18 protein-coding genes and 1 pseudogene are annotated in these 23,544 nt (G+C 66.9%); 11 read left to right on the top strand and 8 right to left on the bottom strand.

Going from position 1 to position 23,544, the window contains the following annotated elements:
* Positions 1–311 precede the first annotated feature (311 nt).
* The 4 genes from ehuB to ehuA are packed head-to-tail and all read left to right on the top strand — an operon-like array spanning position 312 to position 3,414.
* Entirely contained in the window at positions 312–1,205 is an 894-nt protein-coding gene (gene ehuB / locus ACFWU2_RS20330; protein ID WP_378610064.1) for an ectoine/hydroxyectoine ABC transporter substrate-binding protein EhuB, read from the top strand.
* 16 nt (positions 1,206–1,221) lie between these two features.
* Positions 1,222–1,959 carry an ectoine/hydroxyectoine ABC transporter permease subunit EhuC gene (gene ehuC, locus ACFWU2_RS20325; protein WP_169620404.1) on the top strand — a complete coding sequence of 246 codons (738 nt, stop codon included), beginning with the start codon at positions 1,222–1,224 and terminating at the stop codon, positions 1,957–1,959.
* Complete coding sequence (gene ehuD / locus ACFWU2_RS20320) at positions 1,956–2,600, top strand: ectoine/hydroxyectoine ABC transporter permease subunit EhuD (RefSeq protein WP_378610063.1); 645 nt, start codon at positions 1,956–1,958, stop codon at positions 2,598–2,600. The genes ehuC and ehuD overlap by 4 nt, the downstream gene beginning before the upstream one ends.
* A gap of 49 nt (positions 2,601–2,649) precedes the next feature.
* Positions 2,650–3,414: an ectoine/hydroxyectoine ABC transporter ATP-binding protein EhuA gene (ehuA, locus tag ACFWU2_RS20315; RefSeq protein ID WP_378610062.1), complete on the top strand. Its 765-nt coding sequence runs from the start codon at positions 2,650–2,652 to the stop codon at positions 3,412–3,414.
* 15 nt (positions 3,415–3,429) lie between these two features.
* On the opposite strand, the gene ACFWU2_RS20310 is transcribed toward ehuA, so the two are convergent.
* On the bottom strand, positions 3,430–4,974 hold the full coding sequence (locus ACFWU2_RS20310) for an adenylate/guanylate cyclase domain-containing protein (protein ID WP_378610061.1): 1,545 nt from the start codon (positions 4,972–4,974) through the stop codon (positions 3,430–3,432).
* 42 nt (positions 4,975–5,016) lie between these two features.
* On the opposite strand from ACFWU2_RS20310, the gene nucS reads away from it, so the two are divergent.
* The 3 genes and pseudogenes from nucS to ACFWU2_RS20295 all read left to right on the top strand — a co-directional run bounded on the left by nucS (position 5,017) and on the right by ACFWU2_RS20295 (position 6,673).
* A complete protein-coding gene (nucS, locus tag ACFWU2_RS20305; protein WP_378610060.1) occupies positions 5,017–5,691 on the top strand; it encodes an endonuclease NucS in 675 nt (224 codons plus the stop codon).
* Between the two features lie 2 nt (positions 5,692–5,693).
* The gene (locus tag ACFWU2_RS20300; protein ID WP_378610059.1) at positions 5,694–6,020 is read left to right on the top strand and encodes an ATP/GTP-binding protein; all 327 of its coding nucleotides are present in this window, start codon (positions 5,694–5,696) and stop codon (positions 6,018–6,020) included.
* Positions 6,021–6,138: 118 nt separating this feature from the next.
* Positions 6,139–6,673, top strand: a pseudogene (locus ACFWU2_RS20295) (DNA alkylation repair protein).
* 12 nt (positions 6,674–6,685) lie between these two features.
* Here the strand turns inward: ACFWU2_RS20295 and ACFWU2_RS20290 are convergent.
* A complete protein-coding gene (locus ACFWU2_RS20290) occupies positions 6,686–7,978 on the bottom strand; it encodes a hypothetical protein (protein WP_378610058.1) in 1,293 nt (430 codons plus the stop codon).
* Between the two features lie 90 nt (positions 7,979–8,068).
* Positions 8,069–8,554 carry a methylmalonyl-CoA epimerase gene (mce, locus tag ACFWU2_RS20285; protein WP_169620411.1) on the bottom strand — a complete coding sequence of 162 codons (486 nt, stop codon included), beginning with the start codon at positions 8,552–8,554 and terminating at the stop codon, positions 8,069–8,071.
* Between the two features lie 101 nt (positions 8,555–8,655).
* Here mce and ACFWU2_RS20280 point away from each other — a divergent pair, with 101 nt between their 5' ends.
* The 3 genes from ACFWU2_RS20280 to ACFWU2_RS20270 all read left to right on the top strand — a co-directional run bounded on the left by ACFWU2_RS20280 (position 8,656) and on the right by ACFWU2_RS20270 (position 11,290).
* Positions 8,656–9,846 (top strand): acetyl-CoA C-acetyltransferase, encoded by a 1,191-nt coding sequence (locus ACFWU2_RS20280; RefSeq protein ID WP_378610057.1) that lies wholly within the window; start codon positions 8,656–8,658, stop codon positions 9,844–9,846.
* Positions 9,847–9,949: 103 nt separating this feature from the next.
* Positions 9,950–10,309, top strand: a complete 360-nt coding sequence (locus ACFWU2_RS20275; RefSeq protein WP_378610056.1) for a DUF3817 domain-containing protein — start codon at positions 9,950–9,952, stop codon at positions 10,307–10,309.
* Between the two features lie 93 nt (positions 10,310–10,402).
* The gene (locus tag ACFWU2_RS20270; protein ID WP_378610073.1) at positions 10,403–11,290 is read left to right on the top strand and encodes a tetratricopeptide repeat protein; all 888 of its coding nucleotides are present in this window, start codon (positions 10,403–10,405) and stop codon (positions 11,288–11,290) included.
* A gap of 36 nt (positions 11,291–11,326) precedes the next feature.
* Here the strand turns inward: ACFWU2_RS20270 and ACFWU2_RS20265 are convergent, their stop codons facing one another.
* The 3 genes from ACFWU2_RS20265 to ACFWU2_RS20255 are packed head-to-tail and all read right to left on the bottom strand — an operon-like array spanning position 11,327 to position 17,033.
* Positions 11,327–12,778, bottom strand: coding sequence for a metallopeptidase (locus ACFWU2_RS20265; protein ID WP_378610055.1), 1,452 nt, complete (start codon positions 12,776–12,778; stop codon positions 11,327–11,329).
* A 29-nt stretch (positions 12,779–12,807) separates the two neighbouring features.
* Positions 12,808–15,018 carry a 1,4-alpha-glucan branching protein GlgB gene (gene glgB, locus ACFWU2_RS20260; RefSeq protein WP_378610054.1) on the bottom strand — a complete coding sequence of 737 codons (2,211 nt, stop codon included), beginning with the start codon at positions 15,016–15,018 and terminating at the stop codon, positions 12,808–12,810.
* The gene (locus tag ACFWU2_RS20255; RefSeq protein WP_378610053.1) at positions 15,015–17,033 is read right to left on the bottom strand and encodes a maltotransferase domain-containing protein; all 2,019 of its coding nucleotides are present in this window, start codon (positions 17,031–17,033) and stop codon (positions 15,015–15,017) included. The genes glgB and ACFWU2_RS20255 overlap by 4 nt, the downstream gene beginning before the upstream one ends.
* Before the next feature lie 390 nt (positions 17,034–17,423).
* Here ACFWU2_RS20255 and glgP point away from each other — a divergent pair, with 390 nt between their 5' ends.
* Entirely contained in the window at positions 17,424–20,000 is a 2,577-nt protein-coding gene (glgP, locus tag ACFWU2_RS20250; protein WP_378610052.1) for an alpha-glucan family phosphorylase, read from the top strand.
* A gap of 53 nt (positions 20,001–20,053) precedes the next feature.
* On the opposite strand, the gene ACFWU2_RS20245 is transcribed toward glgP, so the two are convergent.
* A complete protein-coding gene (locus ACFWU2_RS20245; protein WP_378610051.1) occupies positions 20,054–22,081 on the bottom strand; it encodes an ATP-dependent DNA helicase in 2,028 nt (675 codons plus the stop codon).
* Between the two features lie 65 nt (positions 22,082–22,146).
* Positions 22,147–23,478: a nicotinate phosphoribosyltransferase gene (locus tag ACFWU2_RS20240; RefSeq protein ID WP_378610050.1), complete on the bottom strand. Its 1,332-nt coding sequence runs from the start codon at positions 23,476–23,478 to the stop codon at positions 22,147–22,149.
* Between the last annotated feature and the right edge of the window lie 66 nt (positions 23,479–23,544).

The following is a 23,544-nucleotide window of genomic DNA, read 5'->3' as shown; positions in this document are numbered from 1 at the left end:
GACAGGGTGTGGGAGAGTAGGACACCGCCGAACACCCGTTTGCTGGAGGCCCCCAACTGTGTTGGGGGCCTTCAGTGTTTTGTGTATGCAGTGTTTTTAGTGGATTGTGTTTTGAGGAGGGGACCCACAAGTGGGTCCCCTTTTTCGTCCGCGCGGAACCGTCAGGTTACGAGATGGTAACGAGGTGGTTCTGGGTCCCGCTTTGCCACGTGATGTGGGTAACGTCCGCTGGTGCAAGATCCGCTTGGATCGTGCTGCACGGCGGTGCGCATCCTCCCGGGTCGTTCTAGGACGACGAGAGGGATCAGACGATGACGAACAGGTTCGGCTCGGCCGGAATTGTGAAGGCCGCGGCCACTCTTGCGGGACTCGGGCTTGTCGGTGCGTCCGTGACGGGATGCACGAGCGTCGACAACTCGGGCGAGGGGTCGACTCTCCAGCGACTCCAGGACTCCGGCACCGTCACGGTCGGCTTCGCCGGCGAGGCGCCCTACAGCTTCATGGAGGACGGCGAACTGACCGGCGCGACGGTCGCGCTGCACAGGGAAATCTTCTCGAACCTCGGTATCGACAATGTGGAGGGCGTAGCCACCGACTTCGGTGCGCTCATCCCGGGTCTGCAGGCTGGACGCTTCGACGTCGTCAGCGCAGGCATGTCCATCCTTCCCCAGCGGTGCGAGCAGGCTTTGTTCAGTGAGCCGGAGTTCAACTACACGACTGCTCTGATGGTTCCTCAGGGCAACCCTCAGCAGCTCAGCGACATGCAGACCATCGCGGACAAGGATGTCCGGATGGCGGTGCTGACCGGTGCGATCGAGTCGGACTACGCGTCGTCGCTCGGTATCGACGCGATGCAGGTGTCCTCACCGCAGGACGGCATGGACGCGGTGATCAACGGACGTGCCGATGTCTTCGCACTCACCGGTATCTCCCTGAACTGGATGAAGCAGAACAACGAGAACGCTCCCGTCGAGGTCACGGAGTCGTTCGTCGCCGAAATCGACGGCGTTCCCCAGGTGGGAGCGGGTGGCACCGTGTTCCGCACGGAGGACACCGAACTCCGCGATGCCTACAACGCCGAGCTGGCCAAGATCACGTCGGACGAGGCCACCTACCTCTCGATCGTCGGGGATTACGGCTTCACCGCGGAGGAGATGCCGGATCCGAACCTGACCACGGAGACACTGTGCGAAGGCACCGCCTGAGCGCGGGCTGCGGACAATGGCTTCGGAGTCCAACTTCGAACAGTTTCGGGATGCAATTCCGCGCCTGTTCGACGGGATCATCGTCACTCTCGAACTGACCATCGGTAGCGCGTTCTTCGCGTTCTTGCTGGCGCTTGCGCTGGGACTTGCCGGCGGCGCGAAGAATCTCGCGCTGCGCGGCAGTGCGCGTGTGTTCATCGAATTCTTCAGAGGCACCTCACTGCTGGTCCAGTTGTTCTGGTTCTTCTATGTGCTGCCTCTGTTCGGGTACCGCCTCGAACCGATCGTGTGCGGCATCCTGGCTCTGTCGCTGAACTACGGCGCCTACGGTGCGGAGGTCGTCCGCGGCGCCATCGCGTCGGTTCCACGGCCCCAATGGGAGGCGGCGACCGCCTTGAACTTCGGGTACTGGCAACGGCTGCGCCGAGTGATCTTTCCTCAGGCCTGGGCGGAGATGATTCCCCCTCTGACCAATCTCCTGATCCAGTTGCTCAAAGGCACTGCGCTCGCGAGTTACATTCTGCTGCAAGATCTCACATTCGAGATCGAACAGCTGCGGCAGAACACCGGCGACACGTTGTTCGCGTTCGGAATCGGCCTCGTCCTCTACTTCGTGGTCGGATACATCCTGACGCTGGTGATGAACGCGCTCGAAGTACGCGCGAAGAGTCGCCTCGGCACGGGTCCGAGTATGCGTGAGATCTTCGGAGTCGCGCCGGCTCTGGACGAACCCGCGGGGGTGGTGAAGTCGTGACCGTCGAATGGAGTTGGCAACGCGCCGGAGAGGCGCTGCCCGTGCTGCTCGAGGGCTTCCGCATCACGCTGCTGGCGACGGTGCTGGGTTTCGCCCTCGCTGCTGTGCTGGGTCTGGCCGTGGCGATCATGCGGCGCTCGCTCCCCAAGGTGCTCGCCAAACTGCTCTCCGCGGTAGTCGAGTTCATCCGGCTGACACCGCTCGTCGTGCAGTTGCTGTTCGTCTACTACCTGCTCCCGCAATTCTCGGCACTGCAAATCGGTATCGCGGTACTCGGTATCCACTACGCGACGTATATGGCCGAGGTCTACCGGGCAGGTATCGAAGCGGTCCCGGTGGGGCAGTGGGAAGCGGCACGCGCGCTGTCTTTGCCACCCGCCCGCACCTGGCGGGCAGTGATCCTGCCGCAGGCGATTCGCCGTGTCGTTCCGGCACTCGGCAACTACGCGGTTTCGATATTCAAAGACACCCCGTACCTCTTCACCATTTCGGTGGTGGAGATGGTGACGGCGGCGCAGCAATTCGGGGCAAGAAACTTTCAATATCTCGAGCCACTGACGATGGCGGGGCTGATCTTCCTCGCCGCGAGCTATCCCACGTCAGTGCTCATCCGCAGATTGGAGCGTCGACTTGCCTACTGATCCGGCCCTCGAGGAGCACACTCTCACGGGCGACAGGTCCGCTGTACCGATGATCGAATTCGATTCGGTCGTCAAGAAATTCGGCGACAACGTTGTTCTCGATCATCTCGGCTTCACGGTGGCAGCCGGAGACAGGGTGACGCTGATCGGCCCCAGCGGCTCCGGAAAAACCACCATCCTGCGTCTGCTCATGACGTTGGAGAAGGTGGACGGCGGGGTCATCCGAGTCAAAGGTGAACCGCTCAGCCACGAACGAAAAGGGGACCGTCTGGTTCCCGCGTCGGAGCGGCACCTTCGATCGATGCGCCGCAGCATCGGCATGGTGTTCCAGCAGTTCAACCTGTTCCCGAACATGAACGTGATGGAGAACCTCACGGAGGCGCCCATCCACGTGCTCGGGCGCAAGAAGTCCGAAGCGCAGGAACGCGCGCGTGAACTGCTCGCGACGGTCGGACTGTCGGACAAGGAGAGTGCGCACCCGACGCAGCTGTCCGGTGGGCAGCAGCAGCGTGTGGCGATCGCCCGGGCGCTCGCAATGGACCCCGACATCCTGCTTCTCGACGAGGTCACCTCGGCGCTCGACCCCGAACTCGTCGCGGATGTGCTGGACGTGCTGCGCACCATCGCCGAGACGACCGACATCACGATGCTCATCGTGACGCACGAAATGCACTTCGCGCGAGACGTATCCAATCGTGTGCTGATGTTCGATCAGGGTCGCATCGTCGAGGAAGGGTCGCCGGAACGCATCTTCACGGATCCCGAACACGAGCGAACGCGGAGATTCCTCGACGCGATCATCGCGGGAGAATGAGCACGCGCGGGGTTGTCAGTAGGACGGAACGGCCAGGTGGGTAGCTTCGGTCCGGCCTCGGAGCATCACTTTTTCGCCCAGCGTCCACCGGGAGCGTTCCGCGCCCGACGTGGCGTCGAGAGCACGGCGTGACGCGACGACGTGTCCGGGCACGGTTTTCGCGAGCTCGGAGAGCCGTGCTGCCTCGTTGACCGGGTCTCCGATCACCGTGTACTCGAACCGCTCTTCGGCACCGATGTTGCCGGCCACCGCAATCCCGGCGGTGATGCCGATGCCCGCCCGGCATTCGGGTACCTCGGCCTCGAGACGTTGCGCCATCTTCCGGGCGGCAGAAAGTGCCCGCCCGGGGGCGTCGTCGACGGCAACCGGAGCACCGAAGATCGCGAGGGCGGCGTCACCCTCGAACTTGTTGACGAAGCCCCCGGCGGAATGGACCTCGTCGACGACGACAGCGAAGAATCGGTTCAGCAGTTCCACGACCTCGGAGGGCGGTCTGCTCGCCGCGATCCCGGTCGACCCGATGATGTCGATGAACAGCACCGCGACGTCCCGTTCTTCGCCTCCGAGGGTCTCTGCCCGGTTCAGCGCTGCCGCCGCGACGTCACGTCCGACATGTTTACCGAACACCTCCCGCATACGTTCCCGTTCGCGCAGGCCCTCGGCCATCCGGTTGAAGCCGGCCTGCAACTGGCCGAGTTCGGTGCCGTCGTAGACGACGACCGCCTCGTCGAATCGTCCCTCCTCGATTCGGCGCATCCCGAAACGCACGGATTCGATCGGAGCGATCGTGGATCGTACGGTCAGGTACATCAGGAGTGAGCCCGTCAACAGCGCAACCGTTCCCAGGACGAGGATCGTGATCGCGAGGCGGATCGTGGTGACCGGGCGGACGAAGGTGAACACCGCCACGAAGATCAGCCCGACGACGGGCACGGCGGTGCCGAGTGCCCACGCGAGCATCACCCGCCCGGTGGTGCCGGCGAACTTCCGGCGAGGTGGTGTGCCCGCTTCGAGGGCCCTCGCGGAAATAGGACGGAGCGCGAACTCCGTGAACATGTATGCGAAGCCGCACACGGTGACCCCGGCGAGCGTGATGGTCAAGGCCACTTTGGGAATCGTCTCAGCGTCGACGATGCCGAAGCACGTGGTGAAGAGGACCAGCCCGACGAACCACAGTGCACCCTGCTGAAGGGTGATCCGCCACGGCATCTTCAGAGCGATGCGCTGCTCGTCCGCGGTGGGCGGCCGGTTCTCGAGAGCCCACCGCAACCGGCGGAGGGCTCCGCGGGTGAACAGGAACGCCCCGAGCACGATCGCGACCCCGACGTACACCGGCGCAAGGATCGCGGTGATCACGAGGAATTCGGAGGTGAGGACCGACGGGCCGGGGATGACCACGTTGATGAGCGCGGCCACGATGGCGGCTCCCACGAGGTGCGTTCCGATCAGCGACAGGGTGAGCAACAACTGGATACGGATGCGCTGCCGCCGGACGGGTTCGGCGGGTTCACCGAGGATCGCGGACCCGAGCGGTGCGGTGCGGTTGCTGCGTGCTGGCATGGTCGTTCGAGAGTAGTCGAGCAGATCCACTAGGGTGGGTCCGTGCGTCTAGTGATTGCCCGTTGCCGTGTGGACTACATCGGACGCCTGACGGCGCACCTGCCCACGGCTCGCCGACTCCTGCTCGTCAAGGCCGACGGGTCGGTGAGTATCCACGCCGACGACCGCGCCTACAAACCTCTCAACTGGATGAGCCCGCCGTGCTGGCTCGTCGAGGAACCGGCCGACGAGGCGCAGGCGCTCTGGGTGGTGACCAACAAAGCCGGCGAGGAACTGCGGATCACGCTCGAAGAAATCGAGCACGACTCGAGTCACGAACTCGGGGTGGACCCCGGCCTCATCAAGGACGGCGTGGAAGCGCACCTGCAGGAACTTCTCGCGGAACACGTGGAGACGCTCGGCCAGGGATTCACGCTCGTCCGGCGCGAGTACCCGACAGCGATCGGTCCCGTCGACCTGCTGTGCCGGGACGCCGCCGGCGCCACGGTGGCGGTGGAGATCAAGCGTCGCGGTGAGATCGACGGCGTCGAACAACTCACGCGCTATCTCGAACTTCTCAACCGCGATCCGCTCCTCGCCCCGGTCACCGGAGTGTTCGCTGCCCAGCAGATCAAGCCGCAGGCGAAGACCCTGGCGACGGATCGCGGGATCCGCTGCCTCGTCCTCGATTACGAGGCTCTGCGCGGCACCGAGAGCACCGAGTTCAGATTGTTCTGACGGTGCCGCGCCGCAATCGTCCCCCTACGTCGTCGCGCAGACGCGGACACGCCGAATCGGAGAGCGCCTCCTTCGGTTTCGCCACCAGCCGCACCGAGAACGGTCCGGCAGGAGCGGACGACGAGAGGTACACGGTGCGGACCGTGCCCGGAAGCCGCGCCACCAAGCCGTACCGGTGCCCGGGATGCGACCACGAGATCGCGCCCGGCACACCACACGTGGTGGCCTGGCCCGTCGACACCCCGGGTGGCGCCGACGACAGACGGCACTGGCACAACGGGTGCTGGAAGGGACGTGGAACCCGGCGGCCCACGCGCCGGTGGTCCTAGCCGACAACTGTCCCAGTCGACAGTGGTCCCGGCCTGCAAGAGCGGGTGGTGTCCGGCTCCGCGTCGTAGTCTGACGTCGTGCGCTGCCGATGGCGGGACGTGAGATCTGGACGCGCGGATGACCGAGACGACCGTGGCGGATGTGATGGCCGAACTGGCCACGCTCGAGGACCCGAAGGCACGGGCGGTCAACGAGAAACAAGTCGTTCGAGCGTGACGAACTGGACGCGATGATGCGTGATGCGCGTGCTCCCAAGGTGCGGGGCCGGCTGGTGAACTACGTCGTGAAGAAGAGCCCGCACGCAGAGGAACTGCGCGCGGGCTGGTTCCGTGATCCGGACCCGCCGGTCGCGAGTGCCGGCTGGGATCTGACCGCCGGACTGGGGGTCACGGATCCGGGCGGGCTGGACCTGGACGGACTCCTCGAGATCGTCGAGGCAGAGATGAAGGATGCTCCCGACCCACTGCGGTGGGCGATGAACACCTGCCTCGCCCAGATCGGGATCGAGCACGCTCACCACCGGCAACGTGCCCTCGAGATCGGGGAGCGGCTGGGAGTTCTCGAGGACTACCCGACGTCACCGGGCTGCACGTCGCCGTACGCGCCGGTCTGGATCAGCGAGATGGTCGGCCGCCGCCAGGGAGCAGGGTAGTCGCGCGACGCGTCAGTTTCTGACCTTGCTGGCGACTGCGGGGGAGCGTCCCTGGATATTCGGTCCGGAGCCCGTGGTGTTCCGAGGCTGCGTTCCGGAACCGCGGACGCCGTCGGCCGGTTTCGTGGTGTCGGTCTTCGCGGTGGTGCCGGTCTTCTGGGTGTCGACGGATTTCCCGGTGCCGGCATTGTTGCCGCTGTCCGTGGTGCGTCCGGTCCCACCGGCTGCTGCCGCGTCGTCCTGGTCCGCTCGCGCAGGCGCGGCGACCCGTCCCTCGGTATCCGCGGTCGCCTTCGGCTTCGCGGCGGGAGCACCACCGCCTGTGTTGCGATCGCGGGAAGCGCTGCCACCGGCCGTGTTCCCGCCGGCCGAAGTGCTGCCACCGCCCGTGTTCCCACCGGCCGAAGTGCTGCCACCGCCCGGACGGGGGGTATCGAGCGAGATCTCCCGGTCGAGCAACTCGCCTTCGCGGTTGATCGCGGCGAGCATGGTCGGCACGTCGTCGAGCTGCTCGCGCACCGCATCCAGCTGGCCGAGGATGCGTCCACGCAGCATGCGCATTTCCTCGGTGACGTCGCGGGCGTTGGCGACCTTGCGCTCGGATTGTTCGGTGGCAGTCGCGAGACGACGGGCGGCTTCCTGCGTCGCCACATCGATACGGCGTTCGGCTTCGGCCTTGCTCGTGCGCTCGAGGTTGTCGAGTTCGCCGAGAAGCTTGCTGCGACGTTCGGCCATCGTGATCTCGAAGTCCTGCTGAACCTGCTCGCGCTTGCTTTCGGCTTCGGCGGCGTGGCGGTCGGCCTCGGCGCGAGCAGCCGCGACGATGCGGTCGGCCTCCTTGCGCGCGGCAGCCATCGTCCGCTTGTGCTCGTCCTCGAATGCGAGGCGCCGTTCTTCGAGCTCTGCGAGCTTCTGTTCGTAATCGCCGCGGAGTCTGATGCCCTCCTGCTCGGCGAGCGAGATCATTTCCGCGGAGTCGGCCTCGGCGCGCGCCCGCAACTCGGATGCTTCATCCGATGCGAGGCGCAGCATCCGGGAGATGCGGTCGCTCATGCCCTCGGCGGTGGTGGGGGGCACCGACAGCCGGTCCACATCGCGGCGGAGCTCGTCGATCTCGTTGCGCGCATTCTCGAGCTGACGCGCGAGATCGCGGGCCTGCGCGGACGCGGCGTCGCGGTCGGTCGCGGTCACGCGTAACTCGGCTTCGAACCGGGCGAAGTAGTTGGTTACCTCGTCGCGGTCGAAGCCTTTTCGCACGATCGAGAACGGCAGGTGGCTGGGGGTGCGATCACGATCGAAGACCATGGCGACAATCTACCTGCTGAGGCCGGAGGACACGCTGCGCTCCCGCCGAAACGCAGGCGGGAGTGCAGACTCGTAATCCGTCCGCGTGGCTCAGTGCGCGGCGTGGGCGGCCGGCTCGACCAATTCGACGAGAACGCCGCCCGCATCCTTCGGGTGGAGGAAGTTGATGCGGGAGTCGGCGGTGCCGCGACGCGGGGCGTCGTACAGCAACCGGACGCCGTTGGCGCGCAGTGCGGCGGAGACAGCGTCGAGATCGGACACGCGGTATGCGAGCTGCTGCAATCCCGGACCGCTGCGGTCCAGGAACTTGGCGATGGTCGAATTCTCGTTCAGCGGAGCGAGCAGCTGGATCTGGGTCGCGCCTTCCGGACTGCCCGGCACGGACAGCATCGCTTCCCGGACACCCTGTTCTTCGTTGACCTCTTCGTGTGTGGACACGAGGCCGAGGTTCTCGGCGTACCACGTGAGAGCGGCATCGAGGTCGGGCACCGCGATACCGACGTGATCGATCGCGGTGACGAGCCCGGTCGCGAGAAGCGCAGCGGCCGGCGTGGAGGTGGGAGAGATCTCGGTCATGTTCTAGACGGTAGCGTTAACGTTGCATGCGTTCATATCGGGAGTGATGTTTCAGGCCCGGTTGGCGCCCCACATTTCCCCGATCGCCGGAGGTTCTTTCCGTGAGCAGTTCTGTCATCGTCGCCGGAGCCCGTACGCCCATGGGGCGCCTGCAGGGTTCACTCAAGGACCTCTCGGGCTCGGACCTCGGCGGCGTCGCGATCAAGGGTGCCCTCGAGAAGGCCGGCGTCGCGCCCGAACAGGTCGAGTACGTGATCATGGGGCAGGTCCTCACGGCGGGCGCCGGGCAGATTCCCGCGCGGCAGGCCGCAGTCGCCGCCGGTATTCCCATGGACGTGCCCGCGCTGACCATCAACAAGGTGTGCCTGTCGGGCATCAACGCGATCGCCATGGCCGATCAGCTGATCCGAGCCGGCGAGTTCGACGTCGTCGTGGCCGGTGGGCAGGAGTCGATGAGCCAGGCGCCGCACATGCTCGAGAAGAGCCGCGCCGGATTCAAGTACGGCGACGTGACGCTGCGCGACCACATGGCGTACGACGGGCTGCACGACATCTTCACCGACCAGGCGATGGGCAACCTCACCGAGTCCGCAAACAGCGGAGAACGTTTCGTGTCGCGCGAGGAGCAGGATGCCTTTGCCGCGGCGTCCCACCAGAACGCCGCGCGTGCCTGGAAGGACGGCCTGTTCGACGAGGAGGTCGTGCCCGTCGCCATCCCTCAGCGCAAGGGCGACCCCATCATGTTCGCGGCCGATGAGGGAATCCGCGCCGACACCACGACCGAGTCGCTCGGCAGGTTGCGTCCGGCCTTCTCCAAGGACGGCACCGTGACGGCCGGTTCGGCCTCGCAGATCTCCGACGGCGCCGCTGCGGTCGTGGTGATGAGCAAGGACAAGGCCGAGGCACTCGGCCTGAGCTGGATCGCGGAGATCGGCGCCCACGGTGTGGTCGCCGGACCGGACTCGACGTTGCAGTCGCAGCCGGCCCGTGCGATCGCCAAGGCGTGCGAGCGCGAGGGTGTCGATCCTCAGGACCTCGATCTGATCGAAATCAACGAGGCTTTCGCGGCGGTGGGCATCGTCTCGGCTCGTGAGCTGGGCATCGACGCCGACAAGGTCAACGTCAACGGTGGCGCGATCGCACTCGGGCATCCCCTCGGAATGTCCGGTGCCCGCATCGCCCTGCACCTTGCGCTGGAGCTGAAGCGTCGCGGCGGTGGCATCGGTGCGGCTGCGCTGTGCGGCGGCGGCGGCCAGGGAGATGCGCTCATCGTCCGCGTGCCGAAGGCCTGACTTTTCCCTGAAGCACGATCACGGCCCCGGCGCACTGCGCCGGGGCCGTGATGTCTCTCACCACCACTACGGGTCGTCGTAGTCCTCCGGCACAATGGTCGCCATGACGAACATCTTCGACCTGTCCACCCCCGCGAAGCGGTTCCGCCTCGTGGCGATCTGGGAAGCTGTGACCTGGCTCGCACTCTTGATCGCCATGTTCTTCAAGTGGGTGCTCGGATACGAAGAAGCGATCGCCATCCCGGGCATGGTGCACGGCGTGGCCGGTTTCATTCCGTTCGTTCTCATCGCGCTTCTCACTGCGTGGGCACTGAAGTGGGACCTGAAGACCACCTTCCTGGCGCTCGTCTCGAGTGTCCCGCCGTTCGGCACCATCGTCTTCGAGCGCTGGGCGGTGCGCACCGGCCGTCTCGCCGAACTCTCCGCGCCCGAAAGCCGCGAAAAAGTCGACACGGCTGCCTGACCGCCCGGCACACCACCGCCCGGGCATGACAAACTGGAGAGCGTGACTCGACCCGGTTCCCGTCCAGCACGTTCCGCTGCCGCAGCCGCAGCAATGTCCGGCGCGGTGGATCTCGCGCCGCTCAAGGCGAGGGCCACCGCTCCGCCGCCACCCCCGCCGAGTGCCGGTGATCCCGGCGCAATCCCGTCGATCATCGACGTCACCGAAGCGACGTTCGAGGCCGAGGTTCTCGAGCGCTCGATGCAGGTACCTGTGATCGTCGACCTCTGGGCGACGTGGTGCGAGCCCTGCAAGCAGCTGACCCCGACCCTCGAGAAACTCGCCGCAGAAGCCGGTGGCGAATGGGTGCTCGCGAAGGTCGATGTGGACGCCAACCCGCGCATCGCCCAGGCGTTCGGTGTGCAGTCGGTGCCCACCGTCGTCGCGATAGCTGCCGGGCAGCCTCTTGCCGACTTCCAGGGTGTTCAGCCCGAAGCCGCCCTCCGGCAGTGGCTCGACGCGATCCGCGATGCCGTCGCCGGCAAATTGTCGGGGCCCCCGAGCGCCGACGGTGAACCGGCCGAACAGCCCGCGGACCCGCGTTTCGAGGCTGCCGAGCAGGCTCTCGAGCAGGGCGATTTCGAGGGCGCCGAGGCCGCCTACCGGTTGATCCTCAACTCCGAGCCGAACAACACCGATGCGCAGGCCGCGTTGCGGCAGGTCCGGTTCCTCGGCCGTGCGCAACAACTCCCGGCCGACGCCGTCGAGCGCGCAGACGCGGCCCCGGCCGATCTCGACGCTCAACTGGCGGCGGCGGACGCCGAATTGTTCGCTCAGGACCCCGAAGCAGCGTTTGCACGCCTGATCGAATTCGTGCGTCGCAGTGCGGGTGACGAACGCACCGCGGCGCGTACCCGGCTGCTCGAACTGTTCGAGTTGTTCGACCCGGCAGAGGACTTCGTGGTCTCGGCGCGGCGCAAGCTCGCCATGGCGCTCTACTAGAACTTCACGCCCAACCGCACGTGTAACGGCCGCTGCCTACCGGTAGCGGCCGTTACACGCTGCTTCACCGCCGAGCACGCCGGTGCGGAACGCGTCGACCCGTGAGAAACCACTGGGAACCGTGTTGCCGTTGACGTCGCTCGCGGCCAGGCCGTCGGTGAGCAGCCCGGACACCGCCTCGTCGAGGTCACCGGGGGAGAGCCACACCATGTTCGCGTCGGCCCCCACGTCGGCCGCGAGCGGGCTCATCGGGCTCAGCGCGGCGCTGATCACACCCGACAGACATGCCGCGCGGAGCGCCGTGCGAGGCTCGGTCAGCGATTGACCGTTCGCGTGCTGGACGGCCAGCGCATATCGCGACGCGACCAGCACGTACGCGTTGTAGTCGCCGCGGACATCGGCGCTGAATTCGTTGTCGGAGGAGTCCCCCGGTGTGCTGCGCTCGGTGAGCGCAGCGAGGTCCACCCCGACCGTGTTCGTGGCGGGACAATACGACACCGGTGAGGTGGGCGCGGCGTCCGCACACCCGAGTTCGGCTCCCGACAGATCCAGTGCCGGGGGGTCTGCCAGCTCGAAGACGCGCTCGAACGAACGGAAGATGAGGTCGACGGAGTCCGCAGTGACCGGAAGCTCGCCGTCGTCGCTGCCATCGAAGTATTGCGGCAGGTCCGCGCGGCGGGTTTCCACTTCCGCGGCGTCGATCTGCGCGCACGCCGCGGCGCCGTCGGTGAACCCGATCTGGACGGCGGTGACCCGCTCGAACGCCGAGCCGTGGATGGAATCCGGGTCGTTGGGATCGGTGTCGCGGAACAACACCATCGACGCGAGCACCTTGTTGAGGCCGTCCGAGGTGTCGAGTTCGAAATGCGCGGCGCGCCCCTCGGCGACATGCCTCATGAACGCACCGGCGAAGCAGTCGGCCTGCTGCTCGAACACGATGCCGGGGTCGTCGTCGGCGATCAGGCCCGCCGTGTACTGGATCGCGTGACCGTACTCGTGAGCGAGGACCATGACGGCCGCCATCGGGCCGAAGTCCTCGATCAACTGCGGCATCAGATAGGAACGGTCCCATCCGATGACGTCGCCGAGACTGCAGTACGCCGCATTGATGAAGTCGAACGTCGGTTCCCCGCAGAACCGGGGGCCGCGCCGTTCGGAGGGATCCCACGACATGATGGTGGACACCGGCTCGAACGAACCCTTCGCGATCGTTCCGAACTCTCCACGCCAGTAGTCCTCGATATCGCCGATCGCGTTGCCGGCGAGAGTGTCGATGGGACCACCGTCGGTGTTCTCGACGACGACCCCGGCGTCGGGAACCCCGTCACGGGGCCCGCTGTACCCGCTCGTGACGGGCAGGCCGGCCACCGTGAAGGGGTTGTCGTAGACCGACACGGGCGTGCCGTCGATCTGTTGCGCACACCCTGCCAGCAGAACCATCGCGATCACCGGCACCGCCACCCGCTCGAACCGGCGTGTCCGTCTCACGTTGTGGTGCTCCTGTCGTCGATGCGGGTTTACCCCCGCAGCGACAACCAGATGGCACCGTGCGCGGGCAACGTGACCCGAGCCGACGCGGGGCGTCCGTGCCACGAATGCTCCGTGGCCTCTACCGCACCGAGGTTTCCGGTGCCGTGACCCTGATAGGCGGTCGCGTCCGTGTTGAGAATTTCTTCCCACGTGCCGGGTTCGGGTAAACCGACACGATAGTCCGCGTGAGTGCTGCCGGAGAAGTTGTGCAGGCACGCGACGACCGAGCCGTCACTACCGAACCGCAGAAAGCTCAGCACGTTGTTGTGCGCGTCGTTCGCGTCGATCCACGAGTACCCCTCGGGTGAGCTGTCGAGCGTGTACAGCGCGGGGTGCGCACGATAGGTCCGGTTGAGGTCGCCCATGAGCCGCTGGATGCCGCTGTGGAGCGGCTGGTCGAGCTGCCACCAGTCCAGTCCGCGTTCCTCCGACCATTCGGCGACCTGGCCGAACTCCTGACCCATGAACAGCAATTGCTTGCCCGGGTGTGCCCACATGTAGGCGAGCAGCGACCGCAGACCCGCAGCCCGGGTGTCGTCGTCGCCCGGCATCCGGGTCCACAGTGTGCCCTTGCCGTGCACGACCTCGTCGTGGCTGACGGGCAGCACGAAGTTCTCGCTCCACGCGTACATCAGCGAGAACGTGATTTCGTGGTGGTGGAAGGTGCGGTGCACGGGGTCGCGCGACAGGTAACCGAGCGTGTCGTGCATCCAGCCCATGTTCCATTTCATGGTGAACCCGAGTCCGCCGACGTTCGTCGGGCGGGTGACACCGGGCCACGACGTGGACTCCTCGGCCACGGTCACGACCCCGGCATGCTGCTTGTGGATCGTCGCGTTCAATTCCTGGAGGAATCCGACTGCCTCGAGGTTCTCACGACCACCGTAGATGTTGGGGGTCCAGCCCCCCGCGGGACGCGAGTAGTCGAGATAGAGCATGGAGGCGACCGCATCGACACGCAGCCCGTCGATGTGGAACTCCTCGATCCAGTACAGCGCGTTCGCGACGAGGAAGTTCCGGACTTCGGCTCGTCCGTAGTCGAAGACGTAGGTACCCCAGTCCAGTTGCTCACCGCGCTGCGGATCGGCGTGCTCGTACAGCGCCGTTCCGTCGAACCGCGCGAGGGCCCATTGATCCTTGGGGAAGTGGGCCGGAACCCAATCCATGATTACGCCGATTCCTGCGGCGTGAAGCCGGTCGACGAACTCGCGCAAATCGTCGGGTGTGCCGAAACGCGAGGTCGGGGCGTAATAGGACGTGACCTGATAGCCCCAGGACCCGCCGAACGGGTGCTCGGCAACGGGCAGCAGTTCGACGTGCGTGAAGCCCGTCTCGAGGACGTACTCGGCAAGCTGGTCCGCCAATTCGAGATACGTCAGTCCGGGTCGCCAGGACCCGAGATGTACCTCGTACACGGCCATCGCCTCGCGTACGGGTTCGGAGGTCGCGCGGGCGGCAACCCACTCGTCGTCGCGCCAGACATGGCTGCTCTCGGTGACACGGGAGGCGGTCGCCGGCGGTACCTCGGCAGCGAACGCCATCGGATCGGCCTTGTCGAGCACCGAACCGTCGTGCCCGTGAACCCGGTACTTGTACAGGTCGCCCGGTCCGACTCCGGGGATGAAGACTTCCCACACCCCGCTGGAACCGAGCACCCGCATCGGTGCGGTTCGTCCGCCCCAGCCGTCGAAGTCGCCGACCACGGTCACGCCGTGTGCGTTCGGAGCCCACACGGCGAAGGACGTCCCTGCGACGGGGCCGTCCGGGGTGTCGTAGTGCTGCAGGTGCGCCCCGAGGATCTCCCACAACCGCTCGTGCCGTCCCTCGTTGAACAGGTGACGGTCGAGTTCGCCGAGCGTCGGCAGGAATCGGTATCCGTCGGCGACGACGACGGTGTGGTCGAACGGGTAGGTCACGACGAGGCGGTAGTCGGCCAGGTCGAATTGCGGCACCAAAGCGCTGAAGACGTCGTGGCCCACCGGCTCGAGCGGATAATCGATACCGCCGATCCGCGCGGCGACCTTCTCCGCGCCCGGACGCAACGTGCGCACGACCGTGCCCTCCGGATGCGGGTGTGCGCCGAGGACGGAGTGGGGGTCGTGGTGCTCACCGGCGGCCAGTCGCGCGAGGTCTTCCGGGCGCGGAGTGTGCCGCCGCCGCGGTGGTTCCTCGGAGGAAGTCGGTGGGGGCACTGTCACGTGAGTCTCCTGTAGGCGAGAGTCGACCGGGTCGGAATCCCGATCGGGGGCAGCACCATGATGTGCGCGACCGATTTCCACGGTTCGAGCCGCACAAAGTTGGCTTGTCCCCAGACGTACTGTTCCCCGCTCACCTCGTCGTAAACGGGGAGCTGGTCCTGCCACTCGTGGCCGATGGACGGCATGTCCAGCCAGACGGTGCCTTCCTCGGCACCGTACGGGTTGAGATTGACCACGACGAGCACCGCATCGCCGGTCACCGGATCGTGTTTCGAGTACGCGATCAGAGCGTCGTTGTCGATGTGGTGGAAGGTGATGTTGCGCAACTGCTGTAAGGCAGGGTGTGCGCGCCGGATGCGGTTCAGGGCGGTCAGCCACGGCTCGAGCGATTCGCCGCGGCGTCGTGCCTCGTCGAAACGGCGTGGACGCAACTGGTACTTCTCCGAGTCGAGGTACTCCTCGCTGCCGGGGCGAACGGCGAGGTGTTCGTAGAGTTCGTATCCGGAGTAGACGCCCCAGGTGGGGGACAGGGTCGCGGCGAGCGCGGCTCGCAACGCGAACATTCCGGGCCCGCCGTGCTGGAGCGTCTCGTGCAGGATGTCGGGCGTGTTGACGAACAGGTTGGGTCGGGCCTCGTCGGCCTTCGCGGCGATCTCACGACCGAATTCGGTGAGTTCCCACTTGGCCACGCGCCAGGTGAAATACGTGTACGACTGCGTGAATCCGCGTCGTGCCAGCCCGTACATCCGCGCGGGCCGAGTGAACGCTTCCGCCAGGAACAGCACGTCCTGATCGGTTTTCTTGACCTCGGCGATGAGCCATTCCCAGAAGTCCGGGGGCTTGGTGTGCGGGTTGTCGACCCGGAAGATCTTGACCCCCAGAGAGATCCAGTGCCGGACCACCCGGAGCACTTCGGCGTAGATCCCCTCGCGGTCGTTGTCGAAGTTCACCGGATAGATGTCCTGGTACTTCTTGGGCGGGTTCTCGGCGTACGCGATGGTCCCGTCCGGCAGCACGGTGAACCACTCCGGATGGTCACGGGCCCAGGGGTGATCGGGCGCGCACTGCAATGCGAGATCGAGCGCGACTTCGAGTCCGAGTTCCTCGGCCCGCAGCACGAACTTCCGGAAACTGTCCTCGTCGCCGAGTTCCGGATGGATCGCGTCGTGGCCGCCTTCCTCCGCCCCGATCGCCCACGGTGAACCCACATCGTCGGGCCCCGCGACGAGGGTGTTGTTGGGCCCCTTGCGGTTGACCCTGCCGATCGGGTGGATCGGTGGCAGGTAGACGACGTCGAACTCCATCGCCGCGATGCGCGGCAGGTCCTCGGCCGCGGTCTCGAAGGTGCCGTGCCGGGGCGTGCCGTCCTCGTTCCAGCCCCCGGTCGAGCGGGGGAAGAACTCGTACCAGGATCCGAACAGGGCCCGCTTCCGGTCGACCACGATGGTGAAAGCTTTTCCTCGCGTGATGAGTTCACGGAGAGGCTGTGCGCGCACGATCTCGGTGACATCGGCGGAGAATGCCGGTGCGACCCGCTCCGCCAGCGGTCGTTCGGAGCGCAGCGCCGCGGCGACGGCGAGCAGGGCGGGCCGGTTTCCGCGCAGTACACCGCGCGCAGCCTTCTCGAAAATCCGTGCACCGCTCTCGAGATCGTTGGCGAGATCCTCCGGGCCCTGTCCTGCGGCTATCTTCGCGTCGACGGCGTGACGCCACGTGGACACCGGGTCGCTCCACGCCTCGATGCGGTAGGTCCAGATGCCGGGGGCAGTGGGCGCGAACACCGCGTGGAAGGTGTCGGGTTCGGTGCCCGGCACCATCGGAATGCGGGTGAGCTTGGCCGGTGTCCCGGGTGCGGTGGCGGGCCCGCGGACGGCGAGCGTCGCGGCGATGGCGTCGTGGCCTTCGCGCCAGACCACCGCAGCAACGGGTACCACCTCGCCGACGACTGCCTTGGTGGGATACCGACCACCGTCGATCGATGGTTGGACGTCGTCGATGCCGAGGCGACCTGTCACGCTTGCTCCGTTCCGTACGGGACCGGGACGTACCCGGGCCGGGGCGTACTGCGGCCTAGTTTGTGTCAACCGTAATGGAGGCGGCGGCACGGGGGCCGATCATGTGGTGGTGACCTCGGAGATACCCGGTGATCGGAGTGACGAACCGTATCGGTTACCTACGGTTCACCGCGCGTGACTCCTGGGCAACACGGTCTTCCCTAACGTCTCCTGGGTGCGAATCGACCGGTTTGCGGAGCAACACCGAAAGGACGTGCACCATGGGCACAGGCGGCGGGATCGGCCGGAATTGTCGGGCCTGTTCGATTGTGGGCGGGAATGTGCTCTGCGACTTGTCGGTTCCGGCACCGCAGGCACCGCACAGCGGCGGACATGAGTAGGCTTCCCGGAGTGAAAGCCTTGCGTCGGTTCACCGTACGAGCCCACCTTCCCGAGCGCCTTGCCGCGTTGGGGACTCTGACCTCCAATCTGCGGTGGTCGTGGCACCCGGAGACCCAGGATCTCTTTGCCGCCGTCGATCCCGAATTGTGGGAGCGCTGCGGAAGCGACCCCGTCCGACTGCTCGGCGAGGTTCCGCCGGAGCGCCTCGACGCGCTCGCCGAGAACGAGGATTTCCTCTCCCGGCTCGACGCCGCAGCGGCAGACCTCGACCACTACCTGTCCCGCCCCCGGTGGTATCAGCAGCAACAGGAACGCGGGACCGCGGTGCCCAGGGGGATCGCCTACTTCTCGATGGAGTTCGGTGTCTCCGAAGTTCTGCCGAACTACTCCGGCGGACTCGGCATCCTCGCCGGTGACCACCTCAAAGCGGCCTCCGATCTCGGTTTGCCGCTGATCGGCGTCGGATTGCTCTACCGCTCCGGCTATTTCCGGCAGTCGCTCAGCGCCGACGGCTGGCAGGTCGAGCATTACCCTGCCTACGACCCGCAGGGACTGCCGATCAAGCTGCTCACCGAAGCCGACGGCACCACGGCGCTCGTCCAGGTGGAGATCCCGGGCGGTCGCACGCTCGACGCGCGGGTGTGGATCGCCCAGATCGGCCGGGTGCCGCTGCTGCTGCTCGACTCGGACATCGCGAGCAACGACGAACAACTCCGCGGTGTCACCGACCGGCTCTACGGAGGCGACCAGGACCATCGCATCAAACAGGAGATCCTGGCCGGGATCGGTGGGGTCCGCGCCGTCCGCGCGTACACCCGCATCCACGGCCTGCCCGACCCCGACGTGTTCCACATGAACGAGGGGCACGCGGGATTCCTCGGTGCCGAGCGCATCCGGGAACTCGTCACCGGCAGCGGCCTCGATTTCGACGAAGCGCTTGCCGCGGTCCGCGCCGGAACGGTCTTCACCACCCACACCCCCGTGCCCGCCGGCATCGACCGATTCCCGATCGAGCTTGTGCGCCATTACTTCTCGGGGCGCAACGGCGAGAACGAGTCGGCGCTCCTTCCCGGCCTGACCGTCGACCGCATTCTCGCTCTCGGCCGCGAGTCGAACCCCGACGTCTTCAACATGGCTCACCTCGGACTGCGGCTCGGCCAGCGCTGCAACGGCGTATCGAAACTGCACGGTGAAGTCAGCCGGCACATGTTCGAGGAGTTGTGGCCCGGCTTCGACGCCACCGAGGTCCCCATCGGGTCGGTCACCAACGGCGTCCACGCGCCCACCTGGGCGGCACGCGAATGGTTGGCACTGGCCAACCGGCTGGCAGGACCGGATCTCGTCGAGGAATCGCGCGGCTGGGAACTGCTCCAGACCGTCGACGCCAAGGAACTGTGGGACATGCGCAACGACTTGCGCGGGATGCTCGTCCGAGAAGTGCGGCGTCGCCTGCGGAACTCGTGGATCGAACGCGGCGCGACCGACGCGGAACTGGGCTGGGTCGATTCCGTCTTCGACCCCAACGTGCTCACCATCGGTTTCGCGCGGCGCGTGCCCACCTACAAGCGCCTGACGTTGATGCTGCGCGACCCGGAGCGGTTGCGGGCGCTGCTGCTCGACCCCGAGCGGCCACTGCAACTGGTCGTCGCGGGCAAGAGTCACCCCGCCGACGACGGTGGTAAGGCGCTCATTCAGCAGGTCGTGCGATTCGCCGACGAGTACGGCGTCCGTCACCGCGTGGTGTTCCTGCCCGATTACGACATATCGATGGCGCGCTACCTCTACTGGGGCTGCGACGTCTGGCTCAACAACCCGCTGCGGCCGCTCGAGGCGTGTGGCACCTCGGGGATGAAGTCGGCACTCAACGGCGGCCTCAACCTGTCCATCCGCGACGGATGGTGGGACGAGATGTACGACGGTGAGAACGGCTGGGCGATTCCGACCGCGGACGGAGTCGACGATGTGCGCCGCGACGACCTCGAAGCGGGTGCGCTGTACGAACTGCTCGAGCGTTCGGTCCTGCCGCGCTTCTACGATCGCGACACCGACGGGGTGCCCGGCCGGTGGATCGAGATGGTGCGGCACACCCTCGAAAACCTGGGTCCCAAGGTGCTCGCGTCCCGCATGGTGCGCGACTACGCCGTCGACTACTACATCCCGGCAGCGGAGTCGGCGAAGACCGTCGCGGCCGACAACTTCGCCGGCGCGAAGGCTGTCGCGGAGTACCGGGAGCGCCTCGAAGCGGCGTGGCCCGGAGTGCGGGTCGCGCACGTCGACACGGAGGGACTGCCCGAGGTTCCCGAGATCGGTTCACGGCTCGCGGTGACCGCTCACGTCGATCTCGGTGAGCTGAGGTCGGGGGACGTCGAAGTTCAAGCGGTAATCGGCCGGGTCGGGTCGGACGACACGCTCACCGATATCGTGTCGATCCCGATGTCCCACACCGGCAGCGGATCGCTCGGCGACGTGTTCGAGGCCGACGTCAGGCTGCCGTTGGCCGGGCCCGTCGGTTACACCGTGCGGGTGTTGCCGCACCACGATCTGCTCGCCTCGCCGGCCGAGTTCGGGATGGTCGTGCTGCCCTGAGACCGGACCGGGTGGATCTGCACTCCGTCACGGAGGTGGATCCACCCGGGCTGTCAGGTGCGCAGCCGGGCCAGTGCCTTGCGCACGACCTCAGGATCCGTCGTCTCCCAGAACGGCGGAAGTGACGCGCGCAGGTAACTGCCGTAGCGCGCGGTGGCGAGCCGCGAATCGAGCACGGCAATGACGCCCCGGTCGTCGGTACTGCGCAGCAGCCGGCCCACCCCCTGTGCGAGGAGCAACGCCGCGTGATTGGCGGCGACCGCCATGAAACCGTTACCGCCGCGGGCTTCGACCGCCCGCTGCCGCGCGACGAGCAACGGATCGTCCGGGCGGGGAAACGGAATGCGGTCGATGATCACGAGCGACAGCGACGGCCCGGGAACGTCGACGCCCTGCCACAGGGAAAGGGTGCCGAACAGACTGGTCGCCTCGTCGGCAGCGAACTTCTCGACGAGTGCGCCGGTCGCGTCGTCGCCCTGGCACAGGATCGGGGTGTCGACCCGTTCCCGCAGTGCCTCGGCGGCGGCCTTCGCGGCTCGCATCGACGAAAACAGGCCGAGGGTGCGCCCGCCGGCCGCAGTGACGAGTTCGGTGATCTCGTCGAGGTGGCTCGGGGGCATGCCCTCGCGGCCCGGCGGCGGTAGTTTCTTCGCGATGTAGAGGATGCCGGACTTTTCGTGGTCGAACGGGGAGCCGACATCGATCCCGTTCCACTTCAGGGCGCCGGTGTCGGACGGCGGTTCCGCCCCGGACGCCGAAGTGGTGTCGCTGCGGACGGCAGCCTGCGGGGGAAGACCCCAATCGATGGCGAGGCCGTCGAACGACCCACCGACGGTCAGTGTCGCGGACGTGAGGACGACGGTGGACTCGCCGAAGAGCTTCGAGCGCAGCAGGCCGCCCACCGACAGCGGCGCCATCCGGACCGTCCGGCGGGCGATACCGCGGAACTCGTCGGCCGCGAGCCACACGACGTCCTTGCGCTGCGACGGATCGGGCTCGTCGAATGCCGTGAGGATGCGCACGGCGCAATCGTGGACGTCGTCGATCTCGGCGAGTGCCTGGTTGCGGGCTGCGGCGGCTTCGGGATCCGTGCCGGGTTTGGGTGAGCCGATGGAGGTGTGTACCGCCCATGCGGCGTCACGGACTGCCGCAAGGGCGGCGCCGGCACCGTCGGGCACGGCGTCCCACCGGCCGGGAGGAAGTTCGTCGAGCAACGCATCCCAATTCTCTGCGGCGCCCTCGAGGCGGTCGACCTCCTCGTCGCCGGCCAGTTTGAGGCAACGCCGCGCAGCGGCGGAAACCGTGCTGCCCGACAGTTCGGCGGTGGCGACCCCGGTGACCCGGTCCACGAGTTCATGAGCCTCGTCCACGACTACCACGTCGTGTTCGGGGAGGATCTGGATTCCGGTGATCGCGTCGATCGCGAGGAGCGCGTGGTTGGTGACCACGACGTCGACCTGCGCCGCTTCCGCTCGCGCGATCTCGGCGAAGCAATCGTCACCGACCGGGCACCGCGACTTGCCGAGGCATTCGCGTGCGGTGACGCTGACCTGACGCCAGGCCTGATCGGACACGCCGGGGGTCAGGTCGTCGCGGTCGCCGGTGTCCGTATCCGAGGACCACTCGGTGACCCGGCGCACCTCGCGTCCGATCCGCGACAGCGTGAAGGCGTCGAACAGACCGGTGTCCGGGGGTTCTTCCGCCAGACCGGTATTGATCTTGTTGAGGCACAGATAGTTTCCGCGGCCCTTGAGGATCGCGAAGCGAGGAGGGCGCCCGAGCGACTCGGTGAGTGCCTTCGCCAGCCGGGGCAGGTCGCGTTCGACGAGCTGACGCTGCAACGCGATGGTCGCGGTGGAGACGACGACCGTGCGACCCGTGCGGACCGCGTATCGGATGCTCGGAACGAGATATGCGAGGGACTTGCCGGTGCCTGTGCCGGCCTGCACGGCGAGGTGCTCACCGGTGTCGATGCTGTGCGCCACCGCCGACGCCATGGTCAGCTGATTCCGACGTTCCTTGCCGCCCAGCGCGTGTACCGCGGTTCGTAACAGCTCGGGCACTTCGGGAAGATCGGGCACCCGTCAAGGGTAGCGGGAGGCACCGTCACGTTCCGGTCCCTACCCGACGCGGCTCGGCGGCCGCGTCACCCCGCTCGGACGAAGCGGGTCGGGATCGCCGGATCTCCCGCCGACAGCGTCATGCCCTCCCACGGCAGGCTCACCATGCCCTGGGCGAGGAATCGGCGGCTCTCCTCGAGCGTCGGCAGATCACCGACCGGCCGGCCCCCGCGCACGAGCGGAATCATCAGGTCCTGGACCACGGATCCGTCGCCGTCGGGTACCCGGTCCAGGTGCGCCGGGTAGACGACCTCCTCGACGAGGGTCCCGCTGCGCCGCGCGTACCGCACCGCCTTCTTCGCCCCGCCGCGTGACTCCTTCGCCGCGCTGCGCTTCTCGACGGGGATCCCCGCGACCTCCACGAGCTTGTAGACCATTCCGGCCGTCGGCGCTCCCGAGCCGGTCACCACGGAGGTCCCGACCCCGTACGCATCCACGGGCTCGGCGCGCAGGCCCGCAATCCCGTACTCGTCCAGATCTCCCGACATCACGATCTGTGTACCGGTCGCGCCCAGTCCGTCGAGCTGAGCGCGGACCTGGCGGGCCAGCACGCCGAGGTCACCGGAGTCGATACGCACCGCACCGAGGCCGGTCCCCGCGACCTCGATGGCAGTCTTCACGCCGGCGGTGATGTCGTACGTGTCGACCAGCAGCGTGGTGTCCACGCCGAGGGTCTCGACCTGGCTGCGGAAGGCCGACGCCTCGTCCCGGCCGGCGGACGTCGTGTGCAGCAATGTGAACGCGTGCGCCGCGGTGCCCGCAGCGGGGATCCCGAACCGGCGGGCGGCCTCGAGATTGGATGTCGAATCGAAGCCGGCCAGGTAGGCGGCGCGGGTCGCGGCTACCGCGGCCTCCTCGTGGGTGCGACGAGACCCCATCTCGATCAGGGTGCGCCCGTCGGCGACGCTGACCATCCGGGCGGCCGCGGACGCCACGGCGCTGTCGTGATTGAAGATCGACAACGCGAGCGTTTCGAGCAGTACACACTCGGCGAACGTCCCGCTCACCGACAGGATCGGGGAGCCGGGGAAGTAGAAATCGCCTTCGCGGTACCCGTCGATGTCGCCGGAGAAGCGGAAGTTGCGCAGCCACTCGACGGTGGCGGGTGAAAGAAACTCCGACACGGACGCCAGTTCGTCGTCCCCGAACGAGAACGTGGCGAGCGCGTCCAGCAGACGGCTCGTGCCGGCGACGACGCCGTATCGGCGACCGTTGGGCAGGCGCCGGGCGAACACCTCGAACACGCACGGACGATTGCCGGACCCGTCGGCGAGCGAGGCCTCGAGCATCGTCAATTCGTACTTGTCGGTGAACAGTGCGGTGCTGCCGTGAATCGCAGCGGCGGTGGCTTCGGACACCCGAACACTGTAGATCGAGCACCCACCGGCGGGTTTTTCGGCGCGCGCGAACGCCGTACCCTGGAC

Origin of the sequence: Rhodococcus sp. NPDC058639 (assembly GCF_042717545.1) — a bacterium.
Lineage (GTDB): Bacteria > Actinomycetota > Actinomycetes > Mycobacteriales > Mycobacteriaceae > Rhodococcus.
The sequence above is the reverse complement of the archived record's forward strand: the minus strand, read 5'-3'. Positions and strand labels throughout refer to the sequence as shown.

Coding starts and splice junctions, on each gene's coding strand:
- ehuB (WP_378610064.1), top strand. CDS start 312: ATGACGAACAGGTTCGGCTCGGCCGGAATTGTGAAGGCCGCGGCCACT.
- ehuC (WP_169620404.1), top strand. CDS start 1,222: ATGGCTTCGGAGTCCAACTTCGAACAGTTTCGGGATGCAATTCCGCGC.
- ehuA (WP_378610062.1), top strand. CDS start 2,650: ATGATCGAATTCGATTCGGTCGTCAAGAAATTCGGCGACAACGTTGTT.
- ACFWU2_RS20310 (WP_378610061.1), bottom strand. CDS start 4,974: ATGCCAGCACGCAGCAACCGCACCGCACCGCTCGGGTCCGCGATCCTC.
- ACFWU2_RS20290 (WP_378610058.1), bottom strand. CDS start 7,978: ATGGTCTTCGATCGTGATCGCACCCCCAGCCACCTGCCGTTCTCGATC.
- mce (WP_169620411.1), bottom strand. CDS start 8,554: ATGACCGAGATCTCTCCCACCTCCACGCCGGCCGCTGCGCTTCTCGCG.
- ACFWU2_RS20275 (WP_378610056.1), top strand. CDS start 9,950: ATGACGAACATCTTCGACCTGTCCACCCCCGCGAAGCGGTTCCGCCTC.
- ACFWU2_RS20270 (WP_378610073.1), top strand. CDS start 10,403: ATGTCCGGCGCGGTGGATCTCGCGCCGCTCAAGGCGAGGGCCACCGCT.